Consider the following 26008-nt stretch of genomic DNA (forward strand, 5'->3'; position numbering starts at 1 on the left):
CGCGCGCGGCACACTCGGCACACGAACGCTCGGTGCGCGAAGGCTCGGTGCGCGAACACTCAGTGCACGAACGCCGGTTCCGCGGCGGCCTCGGCGGCCGGTTCCTTCTTGGCGCCGAGGTGGTTGAAGGCCAGGTTCAGCACGATGGCCACCACACAGCCCGTGCTGATGCCCGAGTCGAGGACGACGAGCAGGTCCTTGGGGAACGCGTGGTAGAAGCCGGGCGCCGCGATCGGGATCAGGCCGATGCCGACCGAGGCCGCCACGATCAGGGCGTTCTCGCCCTTCTCCATCGCCGCGCCGGCCAGCGTCTGGATGCCGCTGGCCGCGACCGAGCCGAACAGGACGATGCCGGCGCCGCCGAGTACGGGCAGCGGCACCACGCCGATGACGGAGGCGGCGACCGGGCACAGACCCAGCAGGATCAGGATGCCGCCGCCGGCCGCGACGACGAACCGGCTGCGCACCTTGGTCATCGCGACAAGCCCGATGTTCTGGGCGAAGGCACTGCACATGAAGCCGTTGAACAGCGGGCTGAGCGCGCTGCCGAGGGTGTCGGCGCGCAGGCCGCCCTCGATGGTCTTCGCGTCCGCCGGCCGGCCCACGATCTTGCCGAGGGCCAGGATGTCGGCGGTGGACTCCGTCATGCAGACGAGCATCACGATGCACATCGAGATGATGGCGGCGACCTGGAACTGCGGTGCGCCGAAGTGGAACGGGGTGGGGAAGCCGACGATGTCCGCGTCGCGGATGGCGTCGAAGTTGGTCATGTGCAGCGGGACGGCGATCAACGTTCCGGCGACCAGACCGAGCAGGATGGATATCTGCTGAAGGAAGCCGCGCAGGAACTTGCGCATCAGCAGCACGATCACCAGGGTGAGGGCGGCCATGCCGATGTTCTTCATGGAGCCGTAGTCGCCGGCCGTGCGGTTGCCGCCCTGCGACCAGTTGAAGGCGACCGGCAGCAGCGAGACGCCGATCAGGGTGATGACCGTGCCGGTGACGACGGGCGGGAAGAAGCGGACGAGTTTGCCGAAGTACGGCGCGGCGACGAATCCGACGAGTCCGGCGACGATGATCGCGCCGAAGATGACGGGGATGGCGTTCGCGCCCTCGCCCTTGCCGATGGCGATCATCGGGGTCACTCCGGCGAAGGAGACGCCGTTGACGAAGGGGAGCTTGGCACCGATCTTCCAGACCCCGAGGGTCTGGAGCAGGGTGGCGAGGCCCGCGGTGAAGAGCGAGGCGCCCATCAGGAAGGCGGTCTCGGTGGCGGAGAGACCGACGGCAGGGCCGACGATCATGGGCGGGGCGACGACACCCGCGTACATCGCGGCGACGTGCTGCAGACCGCTCGTGAACATTTTCAGCGGAGGCAAGGTCTCGTCGACCGGGTGCTTCTCCTCCGGTACTACGACTGCGTCTTTGCGAAACCTGGGCGTTGCGGCCACGGCTTCCTCCGGTCGGTTAGACACGTCGGCGGGGACGTGGGTGTCAGGGAGGTGGTGCGAAAGCTGTGCGAGTCGAGCCTGTCTTCAGTTGTGGTGGTGCTGCGTGCTGTCCTGCCCGTGGAGATGCGGAAACGATTCGCCCGAGTCGTTCCCGCGCGGGACCGTACGGCGGTGCTGTGGCGCAGGCGCAGTGGCGCAATGGGTTTCAGTGCGGTGCGGTGTCACGGGTCACCGTTCCCGGGAGCGCCTTCGGAATGTTCCTCGGGCGCTTCCCGGGACGGCTGCCGCGGACCCCGCTCGGGTCCGCGGCCGCCGGCCGGGGGCCGTCCCCCCCGGCCGGAGTCCTGGGAGTACCTCCCGGCGGTGGCCGGGTGGGGTGCCCCGGCGCCGGCCGGGGGATCAGGCCTGGGCGGAGATGCGCGCCAGGCGCCGGGCCTCTTCCCGCGTGGACACGGCGATCGCGTCCTCGTCGGCGAAGAGCAGTCGGTTGTTCTCCACGATCTGCTTGCCGTTGACCAGCGAGAGGGTCACCGGGGCGGCCGCGCCGAACACGAGCGCGGTGACCGGGTCGGCGATGGAGGAGTGGGCGAGGGTGCCCAGGTTCCACATCACCAGGTCGGCGAGCTTGCCGGCCTCCAGCGAGCCGATGTTGTCGGCGCGGCCGAGGACCTGCGCGCCACCGTACGTACCGAGGCGCAAGGCCTGGCGCGCGTTCAGGGCGCGCTCGCGGTGGACGGGGTTGAGGCGGTTGATGAGCAGCGCGTTGCGCAGCTCGGTGTGCAGCTCACCGGACTCGTTGGAGGCGGTGCCGTCCACGCCGAGGCCGACGGGTACGCCGGCGGCGAGCATGTCCGGGACCCGGGCGATGCCGGCGGCCAGACGTGCGTTGGAGGACGGGCAGTGCGCGACACCGGTCTTGGTGCGGGCGAACGCGGCGATGTCGGAGTCGTTCATGTGGACGCTGTGCGCCATCCACACGTCCTCGCCGAGCCAGCCGGTCGACTCGAAGTAGTCGGTGGGGCCCATGCCGAACAGTTCCTTGCAGAACTGCTCTTCCTCGACGGTCTCGCTGCCGTGTGTGTGCATGCGCACGCCCAGCCGGCGGGCCAGCTCGGCACCCTGCTTGAGCAGCTCGGTGGAGACCGAGAAGGGGGAGCAGGGCGCGACGGCGACCTGGGTCATCGCGTCGAAGGAGTGGTCGTGGTGCTTCTTGACGGTCGCCTCGGTGTCGGCGAGCGCGCCTTCGAGGGTCTCGACGGCGTGGTCAGGCGGCAGGCCGCCGTCCTTCACGCTGCGGTCCATCGAGCCGCGGGCGAGGGTGAAGCGGACGCCCATCTCGGAAGCGGCGCGGATGATCGCCCCGGAGAGGTCGCCGGAGCCCTTGGGGAAGACGTAGTGGTGGTCCATGGCGGTGGTGACGCCGCCCTTGGCCATCATCGCCAGGGAACCCTGGGCGGCCGTGTACGCCATCTGCTCGTCGATGCGCGCCCAGGTCGGGTACAGCGCGACGAGCCAGTCGAAGAGGTTGTGGTCGGTGGCCAGACCACGCGTGATCCACTGGTAGAAGTGGTGGTGCGTGTTGACCAGACCGGGGGTCACGAGGTGCCCGGTGCCGTCGATCCGGCGGACGACGTTGTCGAGGTTCTCGGGGGCCCTGCCCGCGCCGATGGACTCGATCCTGTTGCCGGCGACGACGATGTGACCCGAGGCGTATTCGGTGTCGTTGGCGTCGACGGTCGCGATCGCGCAGTTCTGGATGACGATGCGCTCGGCGGCGCTGTCCGGGGCTGCTGATGCTGCCATGGGACGTCCTCGTACTTTCAGTGGCGGTGCGGGCCCGGCAAAACCCAGGGGAATTGAGTGCCGGAGCCGGGGGCCTTGACAGCTGACAGTACTGCCGCCCCGTGTGATGCGTCCGGGTGCCGATTCAGAAGGTGTGGAGGTGTCGCGCCGTCCCGGGGCCACTGCGGAGCCCCGGGACGGGCGTGTCGCATCAGAGGTTGGTCATGTCCACGGGGATACGGGCGTCGACGCCGTCACGCAGGACCGTCGCCTCGATCAGACCGTACGGCCGGTCCGCGGCGAAGTAGACCTCGTTGTCGTTCTTGAGACCGAAGGGCTCCAGGTCGACGAGGAAGTGGTGCTTGTTCGGGAGCGAGAAGCGGACCTCGTCGATCTCCGAACGGTGGTTGATGATGCGCGAACCCATCTGGTACAGGGTCTGCTGGAGCGAGAGGGAGTAGGTCTCCGCGAAGGCGTGGAGCATGTGCTTGCGCGCCTCGGCGTAGGACTTCTCCCAGTTCGGCATCCGCTGCTCGTCGTCCGACCAGTTGTAGCGCCAGCGAGCCGACACCTGGGTGGCCAGGATGCGGTCGTAGGCCTCCTTCAGGGTCGTGTACTTGTCCTTCACGTAACCCCAGAACTCGGAGTTCGTGGAGTTCATGACGACGAGGTCCTTGAGGCCGGAGATGACCTCCCAGTTGGTGCCGTCGTACGTGATCTGGGTGACCCGGGTCTCCTGGCCCTGACGGACGAAGGAGTGCTTCACCTCGTCCGACCCGATGAACTTCGAGTTGGCGTCGGAGGTGGGGATGCGGTCCCAGGCGTACTCCTCGATCCGGATGCGCGCACGCTGGATCGGCTCCTGGCTGTTGACGAACCAACGCGCCAGGTGGATGCCGAACTGCTCGGCGGACTCGATGCCGTGCTCCTTGGCGAACGCGTACACCGTGTTCTTGGTGGTGTCCGTCGGCAGGCAGTTGGCGTTCGAGCCGGAGTAGTGGACATCGTCCATGTCGCCGGAAAGGGCGACCGAGACGTTCAGGTCCTTGATGTGGTGGGTGTCGCCGTCCCGCGTGATCTTGACGACGCGGTTCTCTGCTTTGCCGTACTGGTTCTGGCCCAGAATCGTGGCCATGCTAGCTCCCTCGGTAAACGGAGTAGCCGAACGGGTTGAGCAGCAGCGGTACGTGGTAGTGCTCGCCCGGGTTCACCGCGAAAGTGATGGTGACCTCGGGGAAGAACGCACCGCTGTCCCTTACGCGGGGGGCGTCCTGCTGCGCCTCGGCTTGCTTCTTCGAACTGTGCTTATCAGCGAAGTACGTCTCGGTCTCGAAGTCGAGACGTACGTGGGTGGTTCCCTCCGGCAGGGCCGGGAGGTCCTTGCATCGGCCGTCCGCGTCGGTGGCGGAGGCGCCCAGGGCCGCCCACTGCCCGTCGAGGCCCGTACGGGCCGACAGGGAGATGGCGACGCCCTCGGCGGGGCGGCCGACGCTGGTGTCCAGGATGTGCGTGGACACCGAAGCGGTCGTGTCAGTGCTCATGCGCTCTCTTCCTCCACGAGTCGGGTCAGGCGGATCCGGTTGATCTTCACGAGCTCGCCGCGGGCGATCTCCCGCTCCTGTTCCGGCGAGTTGTCGATCCGTACCTTGACCGCGTCCCGCATGAACTCACCGGTCGCACCGGTGGCGCAGATGAGGAAGACGTGGCCGAACTTGTCCTGGTACGCCAGGTTCAGTTCGAGGAGTTCGTTGCGGAGCTCCTCCGAGGCGCCGGCCATGCCGCGCTGCTCGCGGGCGGAGGTCGGGTCCCCCGGCTTCGGGCGGCCGATCGGCGCGTGCCCCGCCATCGCCTCCGCGAGGTCCTCGGCGGTGAGCTCCGCCATGGCGGACTCGTTGGCCGAGAAGAGTGCCTCGACGGTGGCGAAGGGGCGCTGGGCGAGCAGTTTGCCGCCCCACGCCGAACTGGCGCACACCTCGTGCAGCGCGGCCGTGGCCGCGCTGTCGTCCAAGGCGTTGAACCGGGTGAGACCCGGGGTCGGACTCGAAGTCACGGTAGGCCTCCGTGGCCTGTTGTTGCTTTTGACGGGCTGCGCATAGCTAACGCCCTCCACAACACGTCGTCAACACTTTGTTGAAACTTCCCGTACACAAAAGCCGCCGCCCGGGTGAATCGGGCGGCGGCTCGTCACGGTAGGTCAGGGGGCACTCACTGCCGGCTGCTCTTATCGGCTCCCTTGGAAGGGCCCGAGTCCCTGTTCAGGTAGTTGTAGACGGTGAAGCGGCTGACGCCCAGGGCGCCCGCGACCGTCTCCACGCCGTGCCGCACGGAGAAGGCACCGCGCGCCTCCAGTATCCGCACCACGTCCTGCTTGGACTTCCGGTCGAGCTGAGCCAACGGTACGCCGTGCCGACGCTCCAGCGCCGCCAGGATGTGGTCGAGCGAGTCGGAGAGCTGGGGCAGCCGGACGGCGAGCAGCTCCCGCCCCTCCCAGCTCAGCACGACGTCGTCGGGCTGCGCCTGGGCGGGGTCCATCAGCTCGCCGCCCATGGCGTCCACCAGCGGCTTCACGGCGGCGACGAAGGGGTGGTCGCGGGGCTCGGTCATGGGGTGGCGCCTTCCGCGATCACATTGACCTGGAGCGACACCCGGGTGGCGCCGGCCTCCAGCGAATTGCGCAGCAGCGCGGCCACGGCGGTCAGCACCTCGTCGGACTCCCCCTCGGCGGTGTTGCCGAACGGGCCGACGTCCACCGCGTCCAGCCGCGCCTTCTGGATGACCTCGCGCGCGGCCACGGCATGGGCGGGGGCCTCTTCGAGGTCGAAGGGCTCGGTCGTGAACTCCACTCTCAATCGCACGCGGGTCAAGCTACCCCGCAGGTGGGACTTTTCGGGAGTGCGCACTTGACAGCCACGCGAACCTCGATGCAGTCTTCCATCAAGCAGAAACTAACTTCCGCAATACGGAAGGAGCGCACACCCCTCATGGGATACACGGACCAGCGCTTCGATGTAAACCTTTCGATCCTCTTCACGGAACTCCCGCTCCTGGAGCGCCCCGCGGCAGCCGCCGCGGCCGGCTTCACGGCGGTCGAGCTGTGGTGGCCCTGGATCGAGACCCCCACTCCCGCCCAAGCGGAGCTGGACGCCCTCAAGAAGGCTCTCGAGGACGCCGGCACGCAGCTGGTGGGCCTGAACTTCTACGCCGGCCAACTGCCGGGCCCGGACCGCGGCGCGGTCTCGGTACCCGGTGAGGAGTCGGACCGCTTCAACGCCAACATCAACGTGGCCGCCGACTTCGCGGCCTCGGTCGGCTGCAAGGCGCTGAACGCCCTCTACGGCAACCGCGTCGACGGCGTGGACCCCGCGGTCCAGGACGAGCTGGCCCTCAAGAACCTGGTCACGGCCGCCAAGGCCGCGGACCGGGTGGGCGCCGTCCTCCTGATCGAAACCCTCAACAAGCCGGAGTCGCCGCTCTACCCGCTGGTGAGCGCCCCGGCCGGCATCGAGATCGTGGACAAGGTGAACGAGGCCACCGGCCTCGGCAACGCCAAGTTCCTGCTCGACCTGTACCACCTGGCGATGAACGATGAGGACCTCTTCGAGGTCATCGAAAAGTACGCCGCCAAGACCGGACACGTCCAGATCGCCGACAAGCCTGGTCGCGGCGCCCCCGGCACCGGCGAGCTCCCCCTGGAAGAGCTCCTCGATCAGCTGAAGAAGGCCGGATACGAGGGCTACGTGGGCCTGGAGTACAAGGCCGCCGATGCGGCCGCGTCCTTCGCGTGGCTGCCCGCCGAGGCCCGCGCCGCCAAGTAGGCGGACAAAGTCCGGGCGATCAGCCAGGCACCTCCCGCACTTTTCGTACAAAGCATTAAGAGAAGGACCCTCATCATGAGCACCTCCACCGCGCTTCCCTCGATCGCCTGGATCGGCCTCGGCATCATGGGCTCCCCCATGTCCGAGAACCTCATCAAGGCGGGCTACTCGGTCACCGGCTTCACGCTGGAGCAGGACAAGCTGGAGCGCCTGGCCGCGGCCGGCGGCACCGCGGCCGGCTCGATCGCCGAGGCCGTCAAGGACGCCGACGTGATCATCACGATGGTGCCCGCGTCCCCGCAGGTCGAGGCCATCAACTACGGCCCCGAGGGCATCCTCGCGAACGCGAAGTCCGGCGCGCTGATCATCGACATGTCGTCGATCACCCCGCAGACCTCGGTCGACCTCGCCAAGAACGCCGCCGAGAAGGGCATCCGCGTCATCGACGCCCCGGTGTCGGGCGGCGAGGCCGGCGCCATCGAGGCCGTCCTGTCGATCATGGTGGGTGGCGAGCAGGCCGACTTCGACGCGGCCCTCCCGATCCTGGAGACGCTCGGCAAGACCATCGTCCTGTGCGGCCCGCACGGCTCCGGCCAGACGGTGAAGGCCGCCAACCAGCTCATCGTCGCGGTCAACATCCAGGCGTGCGCCGAGGCCGTCGTCTTCCTGGAGAAGTCGGGCGTGAACCTCCAGGCCGCCCTGGACGTCCTCAACGGCGGTCTGGCCGGCTCCACGGTCCTGACCCGCAAGAAGGACAACTTCCTGAACCGCGACTTCAAGCCCGGTTTCCGGATCGACCTGCACCACAAGGACATGGGCATCGTCACCGACGCCGCCCGCAACGTCGGTGCGGCCCTCCCGGTCGGCGCGGTCGTCGCCCAGCTGGTCGCCTCGCTGCGCGCCCAGGGTGACGGCGGCCTGGACCACTCGGCCCTGCTCCGCGCGGTCGAGCGCCTCTCCGGCGCCCAGGTCTGATCCTCAGGCCCGCCCCCGGGTCCGCCACGCGGACCTGAGCGCCCCCCTCACGGGGGCCCCGAGTTTCCGGATGGTGCCGGTGCTGACACCTGTCCTGTCGCGCCCAAGCGCCGGCACCGTCCGGATCACCTCCACTCTTTCTTTTCAACAAACTGTTGACGTCGTGTTCACGCCGAAATTAGGCTGTTCCGCATGACGGAAGACGCCTTCCGTCTCAGCAGTTTCCCGTACGGAAGGTCACCATGTCGAAGCGCACGCTGACGACCGAGTCCGGCGCCCCGGTCGCCGACAACCAGAACTCCGCCACCGCCGGCGTCGGTGGCCCGCTCCTGATCCAGGATCAGCAGCTCCTGGAGAAGCTCGCCCGCTTCAACCGCGAGCGCATCCCGGAGCGCGTGGTGCACGCCCGCGGCTCGGGCGCCTACGGCTACTTCGAGGTGACGGACGACGTCACCGCGTACACCAGCGCCGCGTTCCTGAACACGGTCGGCAAGAAGACCGAGACCTTCCTGCGGTTCTCCACCGTCGCCGACTCCCTCGGTGGCGCGGACGCCGTCCGCGACCCGCGTGGCTTCGCGCTGAAGTTCTACACCGAAGAGGGCAACTACGACCTCGTCGGCAACAACACCCCGGTGTTCTTCATCAAGGACCCGATCAAGTTCCCCGACTTCATCCACTCCCAGAAGCGCGACCCCTTCACGGGCAAGCAGGAGCCGGACAACGTCTGGGACTTCTGGGCGCACGCCCCCGAGGCGACGCACCAGATCACCTGGCTGATGGGTGACCGCGGCATCCCGGCGTCGTACCGTCACATGAACGGCTACGGCTCCCACACCTACCAGTGGACGAACGAGAACGGCGAGGCCTTCTTCGTCAAGTACCACTTCAAGACGAACCAGGGCATCCGCTGCCTGTCGTCCGAGCAGGCCGCCGAGCTGGTCGGCAAGGACGCCAACTCGCACCAGACGGACCTGCTCCAGGCCATCGAGCGCGGTGTGAACCCGAGCTGGACCCTCTACGTCCAGATCATGCCCGCCGCCGAGGCCGCGGACTACCGCTTCAACCCGTTCGACCTCACCAAGGTGTGGCCGCACGCCGACTACCCGCTGCAGCGCGTGGGCCGTCTGGTCCTCGACCGCAACCCGGACAACGTCTTCGCCGAGGTCGAGCAGTCCGCCTTCTCCCCGAACAACTTCGTCCCGGGCATCACCGCCTCGCCGGACAAGATGCTCCAGGGCCGACTGTTCGCGTACGCCGACGCCCAGCGTTACCGCCTCGGCGTGAACCACACCGTGCTGCCGGTCAACGCCCCGAAGGCGACGCAGGCCGACAACTACGGCCGCGACGGTGTCATGGCGCTGCGCAACGGCTCGCGCCACGACAAGAACTACGAGCCCAACTCGTACCAGGGTCCGACCGAGACCGGTCTCGCCCTGGGCGCCCCGAAGGCCGTCTCCGGCTACACGGGCACCCACGAGGCCCCGGCCCACACGAAGGACGACCACTTCTTCCAGGCCGGTGAGCTCTACCGTCTGATGTCGGAGGCCGAGAAGCAGCGTCTGGTGGCGAACATCGCCGGCGGCCTGTCGCAGGTCACCCTCGAGGACGTCATCGAGAAGAACCTGGCTCACTTCCACGCCGCGGACGCCGACTACGGCAAGCGCGTCGAGGAGGCCGTCCGCGCCCTGCGCGACGCCTGAGCCACCCAGCTGTGCCGGGGGTCTGACGGGAGGTCAGGCCCCGGGTGCTGAGCCCGAACCGCGGACCCGGATGAGGGGTGGTACGCGGTGAGGGCGGACAGCGCCGGTCCTCGTGACCGGCGCCGCGTGAGGACCGTGGCGAGCGTGCGAGCCAGTGCGGTGGTAATGGGTTCCGAGGCCCGTCTCTTGACCTGAGGGAGACGAAGCCGAAGCTCCCGTCGCCCGCCCGCCACGGTCCCAGCCACTTGTGTACAGGGGCCACGCACAGAGTCCCCTGTACACAAGTCACCTGCCCCGCCCGGCGGCGCGAACGTCCTGTCGCGCCAGCCTCGCACCGTCGGGCGGTCACAACCCAAAGCGCCGAGTCACGGACGGTCCCGTGACTCGGCGCTTTGTCGTGCGTGGGCCTGCCTTCGCGTGGGCCCGCCTGCGCCTTGAGCCCCTCGGCATGCCCGCGGACGGCCGGGGGGAAGGCGTACGGACGGGCCAGGGCGCCCGCGTGCAGGACCAGGGGGTGGCCAGGGGGCCTTGGCGGACCGGGCGGTGGAGGCCGCGCCGCCGTGGTCCGTGAGGAACGTCCGGACGGCGACCGGTGGCGCCACGCCCACCGCGCCGGTCAATCGCCTTACGGCGTCCAGAACTCCGGAGGCGGACCCCACCTCGGTCCCGGACGACGCGGCCGGCATGACGTAGAACAGCGGCGGGATCAGGAACCCGTGCCGAGGCCGGTCACCAGCGGGCCCGGAGCCCCGCCGGCCGTCCACGGCCCAGCCGGCGGAGACGGCGAACACCAGGAGCCCGAGGGCGGTCGAGACGTTCCCGCCCTGGACCACCACGCGCCCGCGCCGGTGTCGGGGTCACCACGCGGCACCCCGGAGCGCCCGGCACAGGGCCGAGGCCGCGGTGAGCCCGGCCTCCGTCGCGGCACCTTCGGGGTACGACCCCGAGGCCCCTCCCGGGACGCGCCGGCACCCCCTCGTCTGCGCCCCGTCTCATCGAGGAGCGACAGGCCGGACCGGACCCGGCCCGGTGCCCGCGCCTCGCCGCACGCACGAGTCGGCGGCCGGACCGGACCCGGCCCGGTGCCCGCGCCTCGCCGCACGCACGAGTCGGCGGCCGGTCCGGCCGCCGCGCGGCTCGTGCTCGGCGTCGGGCGCCGATCGCGGGCGTCGCCCCGGGTTGGGCCGACGCCTGGGCCGGAACGGGGAACGGCCCCCGGAAACCGATGGTTTCCGGGGGCCGTTCTTATGGCGCGGTGACGCCCGTGGATCAGGCCGAGATCGGGCGGATCGCGGTCGGGGCGTGGCCCGGCTCGGTCGCCAGCTCCTCGAACTCGGTGACGTCGCTCATGTCGACCGTCTTGCTCATCGAGATGTTGGTGACGCGCTCCAGGATCGCCTCGACGACGACCGGGACGCTGTACTCGGCGGCCAGCTTCTTGGCCTCCTCGAAGGCGGCGCCCAGCTCGTTCGGGTCGGTGACGCGGATCGCCTTGCAGCCGAGACCCTCGACGACCTTGACGTGGTCGACGCCGTAGACGCCCAGCTCGGGCGCGTTGATGTTCTCGAACTCCAGGTTGACCTCGAAGTTGATGCCGAGACCACCCTGCGCCTGGCGGATCAGGCCCAGGTAGGCGTTGTTCACCAGGACGTGGACGTACGGGATCTTGTGCTGCGCGCCGACGGCCAGCTCTTCCAGCATGAACTGGAAGTCGTAGTCACCGGAGAGCGCGACGACCGGGTTCTCCGGGTCGGCCGAGGCGACACCCAGCGCGGCCGGGATGGTCCAGCCGAGCGGGCCGGCCTGGCCGCAGTTGATCCAGTGGCGCGGCTTGAAGACGTGCAGCATCTGCGCACCGGCGATCTGGGACAGACCGATGGTGGTGACGTAGCGGGTCTCCGGGCCGAACGCCTTGTTCATCTCCTCGTAGACGCGCTGCGGCTTCATGGGGATGTTGTCGAAGTGCGTACGGCGCTGCAGCGAACCCTTGCGCTCCAGGTGCGAGGCGACCCAGGCGCTGTAGTCCGGGAGCTTACCCTCGGCCTTGAGCTCCTTGGCGATCTCGATGAAGAGCTCCAGCGCGGCCTTGGCGTCGGAGGCGATGCCGAAGTCCGGGGCGAAGATCTTGCCGATCTGGGTGGGCTCGATGTCGACGTGGACGAACTTGCGGTCGCCGAGGTAGGCGTCCAGGTTGTAGCCGGTGTGACGGTTGGCCCAGCGGTTGCCGATGCCGAGGACGAAGTCCGACTCCAGGAAGGTCGCGTTGCCGTAGCGGTGCGAGGTCTGGACACCGACCATGCCGGCGCTCAGCTCGTGGTCGTCGGGGATGACGCCCCAGCCCATCAGGGTGGAGATGACGGGGACGTTGGTCAGCTCGGCGAACTCGACCAGCAGGTCGGCGGCGTCGGCGTTGATGATGCCGCCACCGGCCACGATCAGCGGGCGCTCGGACTCCAGCAGGAAGCGGACTGCCTTCTCCGCCTGGGCGCGGGTGGCGCGCGGCTTGTAGACCGGCAGCGGCTCGTAGGTCTCCGGGTCGAACTCGATCTCGGTCAGCTGGACGTCGATCGGCAGGTCGATGAGGACCGGGCCGGGACGGCCGGAGCGCATCAGGTGGAAGGCCTCCTGGAACACGCCGGGGACCTGCGCGGCCTCCAGGACGGTCGTGGCCTTCTTGGTGACCGGCTTGGCGATCGAGGCGATGTCGACGGCCTGGAAGTCTTCCTTGTGGAGCTTGGAGACCGGGGCCTGGCCGGTGATGCACAGGATCGGGATCGAGTCCGCGATCGCCGAGTACAGGCCGGTGATCATGTCGGTGCCGGCGGGGCCGGAGGTACCGATGCAGACGCCGATGTTGCCGGGCGCCGTGCGGGTGTAGCCCTCCGCCATGTGGGAGGCACCCTCGACGTGGCGGGCGAGGGTGTGCTTGATGCCACCGACGTTCTTGAGCTCCCGGTAGAACGGGTTGATCGCGGCGCCGGGGACGCCGAACGCGTGCGCGACACCCTCGCGCTTGAGGATCTCCACTGCAGCGGCGGCGGCTGTCATACGAGGCATCGAGGTCTCCTGCGGTGTGGCGGTCAGGCAGTTTCCGTAATACGGAAGTTTTGTTCTGCTATACGGAACAAGCTAAGCGGCGAGCTCTGTGCACGTCAAGGCGCTTCGACACCCCGGAAACCACCAAATGCCGCTTCTCGGTCGGTCGGTCGCACAAATCCCCGCCCCCGTGGCGGGAAATCGGGGCGACGCCACCCGGGTCGGTCGCTGGTGGTGGACCATGGAGCAACGCACAGCGACGGAGGGGGTCCAGGTCTCATGGCGGAAGCGGTACCGGTGCGCTGTCCGGCGTGCCAGCGCGAGAACGGGTACACGGCGCCGGTCTACCCCTGCGCCTGCGGGAGTCCGATCACCCCGCCGCTGGACCTGGTCGCGCCCGTGCTGCCGTTGACACACCGGACGTGGACCGACGGCTGGGTGACCGTGCGGTGCGCGGCCTGTGGGCGGGAGAGCGACTGGCCGCATCCCGAGGTGGGGTGCGCCTCCTGCGGGACCGTGGTGCTCATCCCGGTCCACGAGCCCGGGCCGCCGCGTGCGGTCGCCGGTCCCCGGGACGGCGTCGCGGCCGAGGACGGCCTACGGCCGGAAGGCGGCGCCCCCGGCTCCGGGCCGACGGCGCGGCGGGAGCCGGGGCGGGGCCCGGGAGCCGTTCGGGGACGCGTTCCGGGGACCGGGCCGAGTCCCGGCCCGGAACAGGACCCGGGGCAGGGGCAGGACGGGGCGGCGCGGACGGGCCCGTCACAGTCGCGGCCGCCGTTTCGGCCCGTGACCATCCGTACGGCCCGGGACGCGGTGGCGACGGCCGCGCTGTACCTGCGCTGGCTCGGCTTCCGGGACGTACGGCAGCCCGACGGGCCGCCGATCCCGTCCGCGACCGTCGACCTGCGCGCGCCGGGCGTGGTGGCCCAGGTCGATCCGAGTACGGCGCCGGCCGGGCTGCGGGCGGTGGAGTGCGTGTGGCTGAACGGGCTGACCGCCTCCGCGACCAGCGTCTACTTCTCCCTCGCCGGCTACACCTCGGACGCCCGGGCGCGCGCCGACGACCTGGGGATACCGCTGTTCGTCATGGATCTCACGGGCATGCCCCAACCGGTCAACGACCCGGCCGACGCACTCGTCGGTACGGGGCCCTAGGCTCGGGGGCATTACTTTTCCCGCGTCTGCCGAGGAGAGCCCGATGGCCCTGTACGACATCCCGCTGACCACCCTGTCCGACGAGCCGACCAGTCTGGCCGCCTACAAGGGCAAGGCGATCCTGCTGGTCAACACCGCCTCCCAGTGCGGCCTCACCCCCCAGTACTCCGGGCTGGCCCGACTGCAGTTCAAGTACGAGGAGAAGGGCTTCACGGTCATCGGCGTGCCGTGCAACCAGTTCGGCGGTCAGGAGCCGGGCTCGGCGGACGACATCCAGACGTTCTGCGCGTCGGGTTTCGGCGTGACGTTCCCGATGCTGGAGAAGTCCGAGGTCAACGGCGAGAACCGGCACCCGCTCTACCATGAGCTGGTGAAGACCCCGGACGCGGACGGGGAGGCGGGGGACATCCAGTGGAACTTCGAGAAGTTCCTGATCTCCCCCGCCGGTGAGGTCGTGGCGCGCTTCCGCCCGCGCACCGAGCCGGAGGCGCCCGAGGTGATCGCGGCGATCGAGGCGCAGCTGCCGGCCTGATCCGTCAGCCGAGGTCGCCCTCGTCGTACTCCCTCGTCGAACCGGCCTCGGTGAGCTCCCTCAGCTCCACCCGGCGGATCTTCCCGGACACGGTCTTCGGCAGCTCGCCGAACTCGATGCGGCGGATCCTCTTGTACGGGGACAGCACGGCCCGGGAGTGCTCGAACAGCACCCGGGCCGTCTCCTCCCCCGGCTCCCAGCCGGCGGCGAGCGTCACGTAGGCCTTGGGGACGGCGAGCCGCAGCGCGTCGGGGGCCGGGACGACGGCCGCCTCGGCGACGGCCTCGTGCTCCAGCAGGGCGCTCTCCAGCTCGAACGGGCTGATCTTGTAGTCGGAGGCCTTGAAGACGTCGTCGGACCTGCCCACATAGGTGAGGTAGCCGTCGGCGTCGCGCGAGGCGATGTCGCCGGTGCGGTAGAGGCCGTCCGCCATCGCCTCGGCCGTGCGCTCGGGATCGTCGCGGTAGCCCGTCATCACCCCGGCCGGGCGGGTGCGCAGGTCCACGCAGATCTCGCCCTCGTCGGGGGACTCCTTGCCCGTGACGGGGTCCAGCAGGACGATCTCGTAGCCGGGCGCCGGACGGCCCATCGAGCCGGGCTTGACCGGGGCGCCCGGGAAGTTGCCGATCTGCAGGGTGGTCTCCGTCTGACCGAAGCCGTCGCGGATGGTCACGCCCCAGGCTTCGCGGACCCTCTCGATGACCTCCGGGTTGAGCGGCTCGCCGGCGGCGACGGCCTCGCGCGGCGGGTTGCGCAGCAGACCGAGGTCGGACTGGATCAGCATCCGCCAGACGGTCGGCGGGGCGCAGAAGGTGGTGACGCCGCCCCGGTCCATCTCCGCCATCAGCCGCTCGGCGTCGAAGCGCGTGTAGTTGTGGACGAACACGGTCGCGCCGGCGTTCCAGGGCGTGAAGAGGTTCGACCAGGCGTGCTTGGCCCAGCCGGGCGAGGCGATGTTGAGGTGGACGTCGTCGGGACGCAGTCCCACCCAGTACATGGTGGACAGGTGCCCGATCGGGTAGGACGCGTGCGTGTGCTCGACCAGCTTGGGGCGGGCGGTGGTGCCGGAGGTGAAGTAGAGCATCAGGGGGTCGTCTGCGCGGGTCTCGCCGTCGGGCGTGAAAGCACTGGGCGCCTGGTACATGTCCTCCAGGCGGCGCCATCCGGTGGGCACCCCGGCACCCGCGGCGATGCGGGTGTAGGTGCCGGGCACCTCGTCGAACTTGCCGGTGTCCTCGGCGCGCACGATGACGTGGCGCACCTGTCCGCGTTCGACCCGGTCGCGCAGGTCCGCGGGGCCGAGCAGCGGGGTGGCGGGGATGACGACCGCGCGCAGCTTCATCGCGGCGAGCATCACCTCCCACAGCTCGCGCTGGTTGCCCAGCATGACCAGGACGCGGTCGCCGGCGACGACGCCCTGGGCGCGCAGCCAGTTCGCGGCCGAGTCCGAACGCACGGACAACTCCCCGAAGGAGACCCCCCGGCTCGTGCCGTCCTCCTCGACGATGCGCAGGGCATCGGCGCCGTTGCCGGTGGCGATGTGGTCGAACCAGTCCAGGGCCCAGTTGAAGCGCTCGGGGCGGGGCCAGGTGAAGCCGGCCCGGGCGGCCTCGTAGTCCCCCCGGCGTTCGAGGAGGAAGTCGCGGGCGGCCAGGAACTGTGCGGTGGCGCTGTTCTCCGTCATGTGAGGCATCGTGCCGCGTGACGCTGTGGATCACTAGACGGCGTCAGTCGCGGATCGCCCCGAAGCGGACACCGCCCCGGCCGGCCGGGGTGCCGCCCGTCCGCGCGTCGCTCCCCATCCCCGCGAGCAGCCGTTCGCCTTCGGCCACGATCTGCGCCTCGACCGCCTTGGTCACCGCGGAGAACGGCTCGACCGTGAGCACGCCGGCGTCCTCGGTCCAGAGCCCGGCGAGGAACCCGTCGACGAGGAGAGTGCGGTGGGCCTGGTTCCCCGTCCAACTGCGCCCCTTGACCTGCGGCGGAACGACGCGGGTGCGGTCGGCGTGCGAGAGAAGGAGGTTGTCGAACTCGGGGAGGAAACGGGGCGGGGCGGGGGTGTCCGGGTCGGGGCGGGGCGCGTCGGGGAGGTCGAACAGTTCGACGCCGTTCTCGTCCCGGAAGCCGAGCAGGCGCGGCCGCAGCCGCTCGAAGGCGGGCCTGAGCCGGGTCAGGCCCGCCCAGGTCTGCATGTCCTTCACGGAGGCCGGCCCGAAGGCGCCGAGGTAGCGCAGCACCACCTCGTCCGGAGACTGCGGCTCCCCGGCCGGGCGCCCGAGCCAGTGCTCGGCGGTGGTGAGCCGGACCTGGCCACTGCGGCCCCACACGCCGCGGGGGGTGACCTGCACGAGCGGCAGCCGGCATCGGGCGGCGACCGACAGGGCTCGCGGGTCGGCGTCCGGCCAGTGGGTGAGGAGTTCCTCCCGGATCTCCGCCATGGTGCGCGGGGCGGCCTCCACGAAGGCCCGCGCGGTCCGCGTGAGCCGGTCCAGGTCGACTCCGGTGAGCCCGGCGCGGAAGTACCCGACCTCCCGGTCACGGGCGTCTTGGACGAGCGGCCTGAGGGTGAGGGCGTCGTGCGCGGTGTGGGTGTGGAGGGTGGAGCGCATCGTGACCATGCGGACCACTTCCCGGGACTCCATCAGACCGGCCAGCTCGGCGGGGCGGAAGCCGGCGAGGCGGGCGTGCAGCTGGAAGTAGGGCGGCCTGACGTTCTGCGCCTGGAGTCCGACGAGGTGCGTGACGGCGTCCACCGCGGACATCCGGGCGCGCCCCAACAGCAGCTGGCGGGCGAGCGTGGCACGGTTCAGGGCACGGGTGTCGAGTACGGGACCGGCGGTCGTGGAAGCCATGACCGCACGCTAACGCGGCTTGCGGACACCCACCGTCCGCGATGTCGGCGGCCGCCGTTCCCCACAGTGCCCTTTCGCCCGTATATCCTGCCCCTTGCCCCGATACACACGTCGCCGAGACCGCGCACGAGAGCGACCCACGAGACCACCAGACGAGACCGTCCGACCAGACGGCCCGACGAGACCACCAGACGAGCCGCCCGTCCAGACCGCCCGACCAGACCGCCCGTCCAGACCGCCCGTCCAGACACCCGAGCCACCGGGAGCTGACTGCGATGCCGGAGCGCCCAGACCGCCGCCCCCCGCCGCGCACGGGCCGACCGAGGCAGCCCGCCGCGCCGACGCCGTCGGACCACCGCAGCGTCGTCGACTCGGCGGTCTACCGCGACGGCCGACGCGTGGCCTCCCCCGCCACCCTCGCCGACACCTTCCGTCAACTGCGCGAACAGAGCGACGGCATGGCGTGGATCGGGCTGCATCGCCCGACGGAGGCCGAACTCCATTCCCTGGCGGCCGAGTTCAACCTCCACCCGCTCTCCGTCGAAGACGCCTTGGAGGCCCACCAGCGCCCCAAGCTGGAACGCTACGGCGACACCCTCTTCGTCGTCCTGCGCGCCGCGCGCTACCTGGACGCGCCGGAGGAGGTGGACTTCGGCGAACTCCACATCTTCGTCGGCCCGGACTTCCTCATCACGGTCCGCCACGGTGCCGCCCCCGACCTCTCGGCGGTCCGCCGCCGCATGGAGGCTGCCCCGGAGCTCCTCTCCCTCGGCCCGGAGGCCGCCTTGTACGCCATCCTCGACGCGGTGGTCGACGGCTACGCCCCCGTCGTGGAGGGCGTCCAGAACGACATGGACGAGATCGAGACCGAGGTCTTCCGCGGCGACCCCGAGGTCTCGCGCCGCATCTACGAACTCTCCCGCGAAATGGTCGAGTTCCAGCGCGCCACCCGCCCCCTGGTCGGCATGCTCCACGGCCTGATGGCCGGCTTCGCCAAGTACGGCACGGACGAGGAACTCCAGCGCTACCTCCGCGACGTCGCCGATCACGTCACCCACACCAGCGAACGCGTGGACGGCTTCCGCCAGGCCCTCACCGAAATCCTGACGGTCAACGCCACCCTGGTCTCCCAACAACAGAACGCGGAAATGCGCGCGTTGGCGGAGGCCGGCTTCGAACAGAACGAGGAGATCAAGAAGATCTCCTCCTGGGCCGCCATCCTCTTCGCCCCCACCCTGGTCGGCACCATCTACGGCATGAACTTCGAGAACATGCCGGAGCTGAAGTGGGCAGCGGGCTACCCCTTCGCGCTCCTGCTGATGGCGGTGGTCTGCGTAAGCCTGTACGTCGTCTTCAAGAAGCGCGACTGGCTCTGAGGGACGAGCAGCAGAGGGCTGTCGACGCGCATTGGACGAAGGTGCCATTGCGATGTGACGAATCGGTCTCGGCTCGGGGAAAACCGACGTCCCGCCCCGGCGGAGGGTCTTGCCTGGGCTCGGCGGTCGAGAAGAGGCCGCTCCGTGCGCTCGACGTGGGCTCTGCCCGCGCGGCGTGTGGATACTCCGCAGGAAGGTGCCACATGACCGCGCCCACCACAGTGGACCTGACGAAGGCGTCGCCCACGGTCTCGCTGGACAAGCACGGGGTGACCTCCGGTTTGATCAAGGTCAATCTGAACTGGACGTCCCCGCGCGCCGCGGCCGCGACGGCAGCCGGGGAGGCGCGCGGCCTGTTCGGCCGGATACGGGCGTCCATGCGATCGGCCGCGGCCAGGGAGGTGGACCTCGACCTGGGGTGCATGATCCGGTGCACCGACGGCACCAAGACGGTGGTCCAGGCCTTGGGGAACGCGTTCGGTGCGGCGGACCGGTTCCCCTACGTCGCCCTGGACGCGGACGACCGGACCGGGGCGCTCGCAACCGGCGAGAACCTGGTCGTCAACCTGGACCACCAGGCCGAGTTCCAGAAGTTGTTGCTCTTCGTCTACATCTACGACGGCGCCGGCGACTTCCGCGGGCTCGACGCGGTGGTGACCCTCACCTCCGACCGGGGTGACCGCTTCCGGGTCCGTCTCGACGAGTGCCCGCCCCAGGCGCACGCGTGCGCCATCGCCCTGATCAAACGACAGAAGGGCGAGCTGGTGATCGGACGCGAGGTGCGATGGTTCACGCCACAGGCCGGGACCGGCATCCAGGACGTGATCTCTCGGGCCTATCGATTCGGTATGAAATGGACGCCGGGCTCCAAGTAGACGGGGCACGGCGTTCAAGAGCGGGAAGGGAGGGGTGTGGTGGGGACGAGCGGGGCGGCTGACATCGACGGTGAACTGGGGTCGGCACTGGCCGCGTTGGGGGTCAGGGAGCCGGTGACGCCGGAGAATCTCGCGGCGTGGCAGGAGCGGGATGCCGTGGGCAGGCCTCGGCCGACCGCGCGGGAGCTGCGGGCCGGTGGGCGGTTCGAGGTGGACGAGCTGCGGGTGCCGGGCGCCTCGGGCGCTCCGGACGTCACGCTCGTGAGCGCCCGGCCCGCCGGGGCCACCGGGCCGCTGCCGTTGCTGTACTACATGCACGGCGGCGGCATGATCACGGGCAACGCGTGGTCGGTGCTCCCGCGGTTGCTCCGCGAGTGGGCGCTCCCGCTGGGATTGGCCGTCGTCTCCGTCGAATACCGACTGGCTCCGCGGACCCGGTACCCCGGCCAGGTGGAGGACTGTTACGCCGGGCTCCGCTGGGTGGCCGAACACGCGGCCGGGATCGGCGTCGACGCGGACCGCGTCGTCATCGGCGGCAAGAGCGCCGGCGGCGGACTCGCGGCGGCGCTCGCCCTGCTCACCCGCGATCGGGGCGGACCCGCCCCGATCGGGCAACTCCTCCTGTGCCCGATGCTCGACGACCGCGACGACACCTTCTCCGGCCGTCAGATGGCCGGCGTGGACACCTGGGACCGGACCTCCAACGCGACGGCGTGGCAGGCGCTGTTGGGCGACCGGTACGGGGCCGCCGACGTGCCGCCCTACGCGGCCCCCGCCCGCGCCTCGGACCTGTCCGGCCTGCCCCCGGCCTATATCGACGTCGGGTCGGCGGAGACCTTCCGGGACGAGGGCGTGGCCTACGCGAACGCCATATGGCAGGCCGGCGGCCGGGCCGAACTGCACGTGTGGCCCGGGGCCTTCCACGGTTTCGACACCTTCGCACCGGAGGCGGCCCTCAGCCGGGACGCCCGTGAGGCCCGTACGCGCTGGCTGCGGCGCGTCCTGGCACCGTCCGGCCCGGGCGACGGGCCGGCCCGCCAAGCCCCCGGGGCCGCGGGCCGAGGCACCACCCGCCAAGCCGCCGGGGCCGCCTGAGGCACCGCCCGCCGAGCCGGTCGGACCGGCCGGGGCGCCCCCGCCGAGCGACGGGCCGGCTACGGTTCGGTCGGCGTCGGCAGGCCGCGGAGGATCAGACGGATGCCGAGGGTGAAACCGCGGGTGTCCAGGGCGGGGAGCCCGCCGGGGTGGGCGGCCGACGCTTCGAGGGAGGCGGCCAGGGCCGGGTAGTCCGGGTCGTACCGCGCCGGGGGGAGGACGAAGCCGGCGGTGAAGGTCTCCAACGCGGAGCCGAGTACGAGGTTGTCGATGGCGGCGGCGGCCTCGGCCGCCTCGGCCGGGGTGCACCCCGAGCGGGTCAGGGCGTCCAGCAGGGTGTCGTAGCCGCGCAGGGCCTTGTCGGAGGCGACCCGGCGGCGGGCGACCAGCGGGATCATGTGCGGGTAGCGGAGGTAGACACCCCGGTAGCCGTGGGCGTACGCGGCGATGCCCTCCACGCCGCCCGGGTCCGTGAGCGGGCCGAGGTCGATCTCGTCGTTGATCAGCTCCGCGACCGCGTCGAGCAGGTCTTCCTTGGACGCGACGTGGTGGTACAGGGAGGCCCCGCGCACCCCGAGCCGGTCGGCGATCGTGCGCATCTTCAGCGCTTCGACGCCCTGTTCGTCCAAAAGGTCCAGAGCCGCGCGGGCGATGAGCGCGCGGCTGAGGAGGTTCTGGCTCGGCCGTGCCATCGGGGGCTCCCTCGTCTCGGCTTGCAGATTACCTGCCGGGAACGCTTCACAAGCCGTCGGGAGCACCGCTACATTCACGCCACCCCGTTTTCCTAACGCGGTTAGATTTAGCGGCGCCGGCGCCGTCCCGGCTGCCCGCGCCCGGTGAGGTGATCATGAACGACACGTCGAAGCCCGATGCGGACGCCGCTCGGCTCCATGCGCTCGGCTACCGCCAAGAGCTGCGACGCAGCCTCGGCATCCTCGGAAACATCTCGATGGGGTTCGCGGTGGTGTCCCCCGTCGTGGCCCTGTACGCCGTCTCCATGGTGGGAACCACGGTGGCCGGCCCGATGTGGATCTGGGCCCTGCCGCTGGTGCTCGCCGGCCAGTGCCTGGTCGTCAACGTCTACGCCGAGTTGACCTCGCAATGGCCGCTGGCCGGCGGCCCGTACCAGTGGGGCAGGCGCCTGTTGGGGCCGGCGTTCGGCTGGCTGGGCGGTTGGGTCTGGCAGTTCGCCGTCATGTTCGGCAACACCACGGTGGCGTACCTCGCGGCGCCCTGGGTCTACGCCCTCTTCGGGGCCGTGCCGACGCCCGGCGGGCTGGTCGCGGTGGCCGTCGCCATCCTGCTCGTGTGCATGCTGGTCAACGCGTACGGGATCACCATCCTGCGCTGGTTCGTCTCGCTCGGGATCGCCGCGGAAGCGGTCGCCTCCGTACTGGTCGGCCTGATCCTGCTGCTGTTCTTCCGCGAGCACGGCTTCCCGCTCTTCACCGAGACGCTCGGCGCCGAGGCGCTGTCCGGTGGCTCGACCGTCGCCGGTTTCCTCGCGGCCGTCGCCGTCGCCGGCTGGGCCTTCATCGGCTTCGACGCCTGCGTGTCGACCGCGGAGGAGACCAAGGACGCCGGCCGCCAGGTTCCGCGAGCCATGTGGTGGGCGCTGCTGAGCGTCGGCGCCGTCGTCATCCTCAACGCGATGGCCGTCGCGCTGGCGCACCCGCACCCGGAGGCGGTGGTGGCCGGCCAGGACGTCGACCCCGTGACGACGGCCGTGGTGCACGCCTTCGGCGGTTGGTCGGACAAGCCCTTCGTGGTGGTGGTCCTGATCGGGTTCCTGGCCTGCGCGATGGCCTCGCAGGGCGGCGCGGCGCGCGGCCTGTTCTCGCTCGCGCGCGACGGGGCCTTCCCCTCCTCCCGGCACGTGCGCAAGGTCAACCGGCGTCAGGCGCCCATCGGCGGTCTCGTCGCCTCCACCCTCATCAGCGGGAGCGCACTCGCGCTCGGGCTCAACGCCACCGCCATCGGCAGCCTCATCTCCTTCGGCACCGCCGCCACCTACCTGCCGTTCTTCCTCGTCTCGCTCGCCGCGCTCATCGCCCGGCTGCGCGGGAGCTGGGTGCCCTCCGGTCACATCCGGTTGGGCGCAAAGGGCACCTTCCTCAACGTCCTCGCCGTGGCCTGGACGGCCTTCGAGGTGGTGAACGTCTGCTGGCCGCGCACCACCCTCGCGCCGCCGGACGCCCCCTGGTACCAGGTGTGGGCCGCGCTGCTCGGCACCGGTGTGGTGCTGGGTACCGGCCTGGTCTACCTGGCCGTCCGCCGCCCGCACCACCGGCTGCGCGACGAGGCGGCGGCGTCCGCGTCGCCGCGCGCCGAGGGCCTGGAGGTCGCCGCCGAGCGCCCCTGACACGGCGCCGCGGCCGAGCACCCCCGCCCACGGGGCCGCCGCCCCGGAGCCGTACGACTCCCCCCGATCCGGCCACCCCCCGCACCGCACGCCTCCTCGGAAGGACACCTCGCATGGACCTGCCCCGCCCCACCCGCCGCACGTTCTGTACGGGCGCGCTCACCGCCGCCGCGACCGTCTTCCTCACCTCCCGCGGCGCCGGAACGGCATCGGCGCTGCCCGCCGACGGCGCACTCGCCGTCCCCGCCGAGTGGGAGAGCCACTCCGGCTGCGTCATGGCCTGGCCGTGGGACCGCACGGACGGGTGGGGCGGCCTGCTCCCCCAGGTGCAGGCCGAGGTGGCCGCCATCGCCAAGAGCATCGCGCGCTTCGAGACCGTCCTGATGTTCGCCGAGCCCGGTACCGTCGCCGACGCCCGGCGCCAGTGCGGGGCCACGGTGACCGTCGTCGAGTACCCGGTGAACGACTGCTGGACCCGGGACACCGGACCGATCTTCGCCCTGAACGCGGCCCGCACCCAGCGCACGGGGTTGGACTTCCGATTCAACGGCTGGGGCGACAAGTACCCGTACGACAAGGACGACCTGCTGCCGGTCGGCGTCTGCTCGTACCTCTCGGTACCGCGCAAGCCGGTGGACCTCGTACTGGAGGGCGGCTCCGTCATCACCGACGGCCAGGGAACCCTCATCACCACCGAGGAGTGCCTGCTCAACCCGAACCGCAACCCGGGGATGACCCGCGCCCAGATCGAGGCCGCGCTGCTCGCCGCGTACGGGGCGAGCAAGGTGATCTGGCTGCCGTACGGTCTGGACAACGACCTCATCACCAACGGGCACGTCGACCTCGTCGCCTCCTACCTCGGCCCGGCGAAGGTCCTGCTGCACACCCAGCCGAACACCTCCAGCCCCAACCACGCGCGCATGGAGGCCAACCGGGCCGTGCTGCTGGCCGCCACCGACGCCCGCGGAAGGCGTTTCCTGATCGAGGAGCTCCACCAGCAGCCCCACTTCCAGGTGAACGGCGCGACGGTGGACACGTTCAGCTACACGAACTACTACCTGACCAGTGGCAGCGTCGTCGTCCCGACGGCCCAGGAGCCGGACGACGGTGCCGCGCTGGCCCGGTACGCCGAACTCTTCCCGGGCCGGGAGATCGTCGGCATCCCGGCCCGCACCCTGGCCTGGGGCGGGGGCGGCGTCCACTGCGTCACCCAGCACGTCCCCGCGGTGTCCTAGGGACGGGCGGACCACCCCCGCGGAACCGCGGGGGTGGTTCTTGAATGGTCACTCATGTATGTTTGCCCCATGCCCCGACCTCGCGAGTTCGAACCCGAAGACGTCCTGAACCAGGCCATGCTGCGGTTCTGGGAGCGCGGGTACCGGGCGACCTCCATCGAGGATCTGGTGAAGGCGACCGGCGTGAAGCCCGGCAGTCTCTACGGCGCCTTCCCCGGCGGCAAACACACCTTGTTCCTGAAGGCCCTGGAGCGCTACTCGAAGCTGGTCGTCCCCGGGAAACTCGGCGAACTGGAGGCGCCGGACGCCTCGGTGACCGAGATCCGGGGTTACTTCGACGGACTGGTGCAGGACCTGCTCAGTCCGGAGGGACGCCAGGGCTGCCTGCTCGTCAACACCGCGATCGAACGGGCCGCCGAGGACGACGAGGCCGCCGCCGTCGTACGGGGCCATCTGGCGCGCCTCGAACGGTGCATGACCCACGCACTGGGCAACGCGGTGCGGCGGGGCCAGGTGCGCGCCTCACTGGACCCCGTCGGCAGTGCGAAGTTGCTGGTCGCGACCTGCCAGGGGTTGATGGTCGTCGGGAAGGCGAATCCCGACGAAACCCTGCTGCGGGCGATCGTCGACAACGCCTTCGTCGCCCTCGCCTGACACCAGGGCTCCTCTGGCCACCCTCGTGGTGGCCCTTTTTTCGGTCGCATATTTGAATGACTACTCAAGAATGGATCGCCCCATATGAAGGCCATCGTCATTTCCGCCCACGGCGGCCCCGAGGTCCTCACCCTCACCGAGCTGCCCGATCCGGTACCCGTCGACGGCGAGGTGCTGGTCCGCGTCAAGGCGTTCGGTCTCAACCACGCCGAGGCCTACATGCGCGCCGGCGCGTGGGGCGAGGTCGCCGCGGTCCCCGGGATCGAGTGCGCCGGTGTGGTCGAGCACGACCCGTCCGGCCGGCTCGCCACCGGCACCCGCGTGGTGGCGATCCTCGGCGGGATGGGCCGGACCCGGAACGGCAGCTACGCCGAGTCGGTGACCGTGCCCGCGACCAACGTGGTGCCGGTGCGGTCGTCGCTGGGCTGGGCCGAACTGGCGGCGGTTCCCGAGGTGTACGCGACCGCGTGGAGCGGCCTGTTCGGCACTCTGGACCTGCGGCCCGGCGAGACGGTCCTCGTCCGGGGGGCGACCTCGTCCCTCGGTCAAGCCGCCGTCGACCTCGCCGTGGACCACGGCGCGACCGTGGTCGCCACCACCCGGAACCCGGCGCACGCCGCGCTGTTGCGGGAACTCGGCGCCCACGACGTGCTCATCGACGACGGCGCGCTCGCCGCACCGGTCCGGGAACGGGGGCTCGGGGTCGACGCGGTGTTCGACGTCGTCGGCAACAGTGTCCTGCGCGACTCCCTCGCCCTGGTCGGACCGCGCGGCCGGGTGTGCCAGCTCGGATTCCTGGGCGGGTTCGAGCCGGTACGGGACTTCGACCCGATCGCCGACCTGCCGAGCGGCGTGCGGCTGAGCTTCTTCGGCAGCGCCTTCGTCCTCGGCACCCCGCACTTCCCGCTCTCCGACGTCCCCTTGGAAGAGATCTACGCCAAGGTCGAAGCGGGCGCGCTGCGGGCCCGCCCCGCACGGGTCTTCGCCTTCGAGGAGATCGTCGAGGCCCACCGGGTCATGGAGGCCGGGACCGCCCTCGGCAAGATGGTGGTGACCGTCGACTGACTGGGCGGTCCGGGCGGTCCGGGCGTACCGGCCCGGGGCACGGCGCCG

General features: G+C 70.4%; 24 protein-coding genes. 12 read left to right on the plus strand and 12 right to left on the minus strand.

All coding sequences use genetic code 11. The features are described 5' to 3' along the window. Positions 1–59: 59 nt before the first annotated feature. From E6R62_RS35000 to E6R62_RS35030, 7 genes are all read right to left on the minus strand, one after another. Positions 60–1451 carry a nucleobase:cation symporter-2 family protein gene (locus E6R62_RS35000; RefSeq protein ID WP_136217511.1) on the minus strand — a complete coding sequence of 464 codons (1392 nt, stop codon included), beginning with the start codon at positions 1449–1451 and terminating at the stop codon, positions 60–62. A gap of 399 nt (positions 1452–1850) precedes the next feature. Continuing rightward, on the minus strand, positions 1851–3254 hold the full coding sequence (locus tag E6R62_RS35005) for an 8-oxoguanine deaminase (protein WP_136217512.1): 1404 nt from the start codon (positions 3252–3254) through the stop codon (positions 1851–1853). Positions 3255–3444: 190 nt separating this feature from the next. Continuing rightward, positions 3445–4368 (minus strand): factor-independent urate hydroxylase, encoded by a 924-nt coding sequence (gene pucL / locus E6R62_RS35010; protein ID WP_136217513.1) that lies wholly within the window; start codon positions 4366–4368, stop codon positions 3445–3447. 1 nt (position 4369) lies between these two features. Beyond that, on the minus strand, positions 4370–4774 hold the full coding sequence (gene uraH / locus E6R62_RS35015) for a hydroxyisourate hydrolase (protein WP_136217514.1): 405 nt from the start codon (positions 4772–4774) through the stop codon (positions 4370–4372). Continuing rightward, positions 4771–5283, minus strand: coding sequence for a 2-oxo-4-hydroxy-4-carboxy-5-ureidoimidazoline decarboxylase (gene uraD, locus E6R62_RS35020; RefSeq protein ID WP_136217515.1), 513 nt, complete (start codon positions 5281–5283; stop codon positions 4771–4773). Before uraD ends, uraH begins: the two co-directional genes overlap by 4 nt. Before the next feature lie 155 nt (positions 5284–5438). Next, complete coding sequence (locus E6R62_RS35025; protein WP_136217516.1) at positions 5439–5837, minus strand: helix-turn-helix domain-containing protein; 399 nt, start codon at positions 5835–5837, stop codon at positions 5439–5441. Beyond that, on the minus strand, positions 5834–6088 hold the full coding sequence (locus E6R62_RS35030) for a thiamine-binding protein (RefSeq protein WP_136217517.1): 255 nt from the start codon (positions 6086–6088) through the stop codon (positions 5834–5836). The genes E6R62_RS35025 and E6R62_RS35030 overlap by 4 nt, the downstream gene beginning before the upstream one ends. 126 nt (positions 6089–6214) lie before the next feature. Here E6R62_RS35030 and E6R62_RS35035 point away from each other — a divergent pair, with 126 nt between their 5' ends. The 3 genes from E6R62_RS35035 (at position 6215) to E6R62_RS35045 (ending at position 9723) form a co-directional block, all read left to right on the plus strand. Beyond that, a complete protein-coding gene (locus E6R62_RS35035; RefSeq protein ID WP_136217518.1) occupies positions 6215–7048 on the plus strand; it encodes a TIM barrel protein in 834 nt (277 codons plus the stop codon). A gap of 75 nt (positions 7049–7123) precedes the next feature. Then, positions 7124–8023, plus strand: a complete 900-nt coding sequence (locus tag E6R62_RS35040; protein ID WP_136217519.1) for a 2-hydroxy-3-oxopropionate reductase — start codon at positions 7124–7126, stop codon at positions 8021–8023. A 242-nt stretch (positions 8024–8265) separates the two neighbouring features. Further along, on the plus strand, positions 8266–9723 hold the full coding sequence (locus E6R62_RS35045) for a catalase (protein WP_136217520.1): 1458 nt from the start codon (positions 8266–8268) through the stop codon (positions 9721–9723). Between the two features lie 1269 nt (positions 9724–10992). Here E6R62_RS35045 and gcl read toward each other — a convergent pair. Together gcl and E6R62_RS41520 are read right to left on the minus strand one after the other, a co-directional pair. Then, positions 10993–12780, minus strand: coding sequence for a glyoxylate carboligase (gene gcl, locus E6R62_RS35050; RefSeq protein WP_136217521.1), 1788 nt, complete (start codon positions 12778–12780; stop codon positions 10993–10995). Positions 12781–13103: 323 nt separating this feature from the next. Then, the gene (locus E6R62_RS41520) at positions 13104–13286 is read right to left on the minus strand and encodes a hypothetical protein (protein WP_240802080.1); all 183 of its coding nucleotides are present in this window, start codon (positions 13284–13286) and stop codon (positions 13104–13106) included. Here E6R62_RS41520 and E6R62_RS35055 point away from each other — a divergent pair. Together E6R62_RS35055 and E6R62_RS35060 are read left to right on the plus strand one after the other, a co-directional pair. Then, complete coding sequence (locus tag E6R62_RS35055) at positions 13198–13914, plus strand: hypothetical protein (protein ID WP_240802079.1); 717 nt, start codon at positions 13198–13200, stop codon at positions 13912–13914. The genes E6R62_RS41520 and E6R62_RS35055 overlap by 89 nt on opposite strands. 43 nt (positions 13915–13957) lie before the next feature. Then, positions 13958–14446, plus strand: coding sequence for a glutathione peroxidase (locus tag E6R62_RS35060; protein ID WP_136217523.1), 489 nt, complete (start codon positions 13958–13960; stop codon positions 14444–14446). Positions 14447–14450: 4 nt separating this feature from the next. Here the strand turns inward: E6R62_RS35060 and E6R62_RS35065 are convergent, their stop codons facing one another. Together E6R62_RS35065 and E6R62_RS35070 are read right to left on the minus strand one after the other, a co-directional pair. Next, positions 14451–16130, minus strand: a complete 1680-nt coding sequence (locus E6R62_RS35065) for an AMP-binding protein (protein ID WP_136217524.1) — start codon at positions 16128–16130, stop codon at positions 14451–14453. A 43-nt stretch (positions 16131–16173) separates the two neighbouring features. Further along, entirely contained in the window at positions 16174–17298 is a 1125-nt protein-coding gene (locus E6R62_RS35070) for a winged helix DNA-binding domain-containing protein (protein ID WP_136217525.1), read from the minus strand. Positions 17299–17573: 275 nt separating this feature from the next. Here E6R62_RS35070 and E6R62_RS35075 point away from each other — a divergent pair, with 275 nt between their 5' ends. The 3 genes from E6R62_RS35075 to E6R62_RS35085 all read left to right on the plus strand — a co-directional run bounded on the left by E6R62_RS35075 (position 17574) and on the right by E6R62_RS35085 (position 20644). Then, complete coding sequence (locus tag E6R62_RS35075; RefSeq protein ID WP_136217526.1) at positions 17574–18674, plus strand: magnesium and cobalt transport protein CorA; 1101 nt, start codon at positions 17574–17576, stop codon at positions 18672–18674. Positions 18675–18877: 203 nt separating this feature from the next. Beyond that, the gene (locus E6R62_RS35080) at positions 18878–19549 is read left to right on the plus strand and encodes a hypothetical protein (RefSeq protein WP_136217527.1); all 672 of its coding nucleotides are present in this window, start codon (positions 18878–18880) and stop codon (positions 19547–19549) included. Positions 19550–19588: 39 nt separating this feature from the next. Further along, positions 19589–20644: an alpha/beta hydrolase gene (locus E6R62_RS35085; protein WP_240802078.1), complete on the plus strand. Its 1056-nt coding sequence runs from the start codon at positions 19589–19591 to the stop codon at positions 20642–20644. A 59-nt stretch (positions 20645–20703) separates the two neighbouring features. Here E6R62_RS35085 and E6R62_RS35090 read toward each other — a convergent pair whose 3' ends face one another. After that, the gene (locus tag E6R62_RS35090) at positions 20704–21336 is read right to left on the minus strand and encodes a TetR/AcrR family transcriptional regulator (RefSeq protein WP_136217528.1); all 633 of its coding nucleotides are present in this window, start codon (positions 21334–21336) and stop codon (positions 20704–20706) included. 155 nt (positions 21337–21491) lie between these two features. Between E6R62_RS35090 and E6R62_RS35095 the strand changes: the two genes are divergently transcribed. From E6R62_RS35095 to E6R62_RS35110, 4 genes are all read left to right on the plus strand, one after another. Continuing rightward, a complete protein-coding gene (locus E6R62_RS35095) occupies positions 21492–23006 on the plus strand; it encodes an APC family permease (RefSeq protein ID WP_136217529.1) in 1515 nt (504 codons plus the stop codon). Positions 23007–23119: 113 nt separating this feature from the next. Then, complete coding sequence (locus tag E6R62_RS35100; RefSeq protein ID WP_136217530.1) at positions 23120–24241, plus strand: agmatine/peptidylarginine deiminase; 1122 nt, start codon at positions 23120–23122, stop codon at positions 24239–24241. A 69-nt stretch (positions 24242–24310) separates the two neighbouring features. After that, positions 24311–24895, plus strand: a complete 585-nt coding sequence (locus E6R62_RS35105) for a TetR/AcrR family transcriptional regulator (RefSeq protein WP_168714277.1) — start codon at positions 24311–24313, stop codon at positions 24893–24895. A gap of 84 nt (positions 24896–24979) precedes the next feature. After that, positions 24980–25960, plus strand: a complete 981-nt coding sequence (locus tag E6R62_RS35110; RefSeq protein WP_136217532.1) for a zinc-binding dehydrogenase — start codon at positions 24980–24982, stop codon at positions 25958–25960. The last annotated feature ends 48 nt before the right edge of the window (positions 25961–26008 follow it).

The sequence above is a fragment of the Streptomyces sp. A1136 genome, assembly GCF_004795055.1.
In the GTDB taxonomy this organism is placed as follows: Bacteria; Actinomycetota; Actinomycetes; order Streptomycetales; family Streptomycetaceae; genus Streptomyces.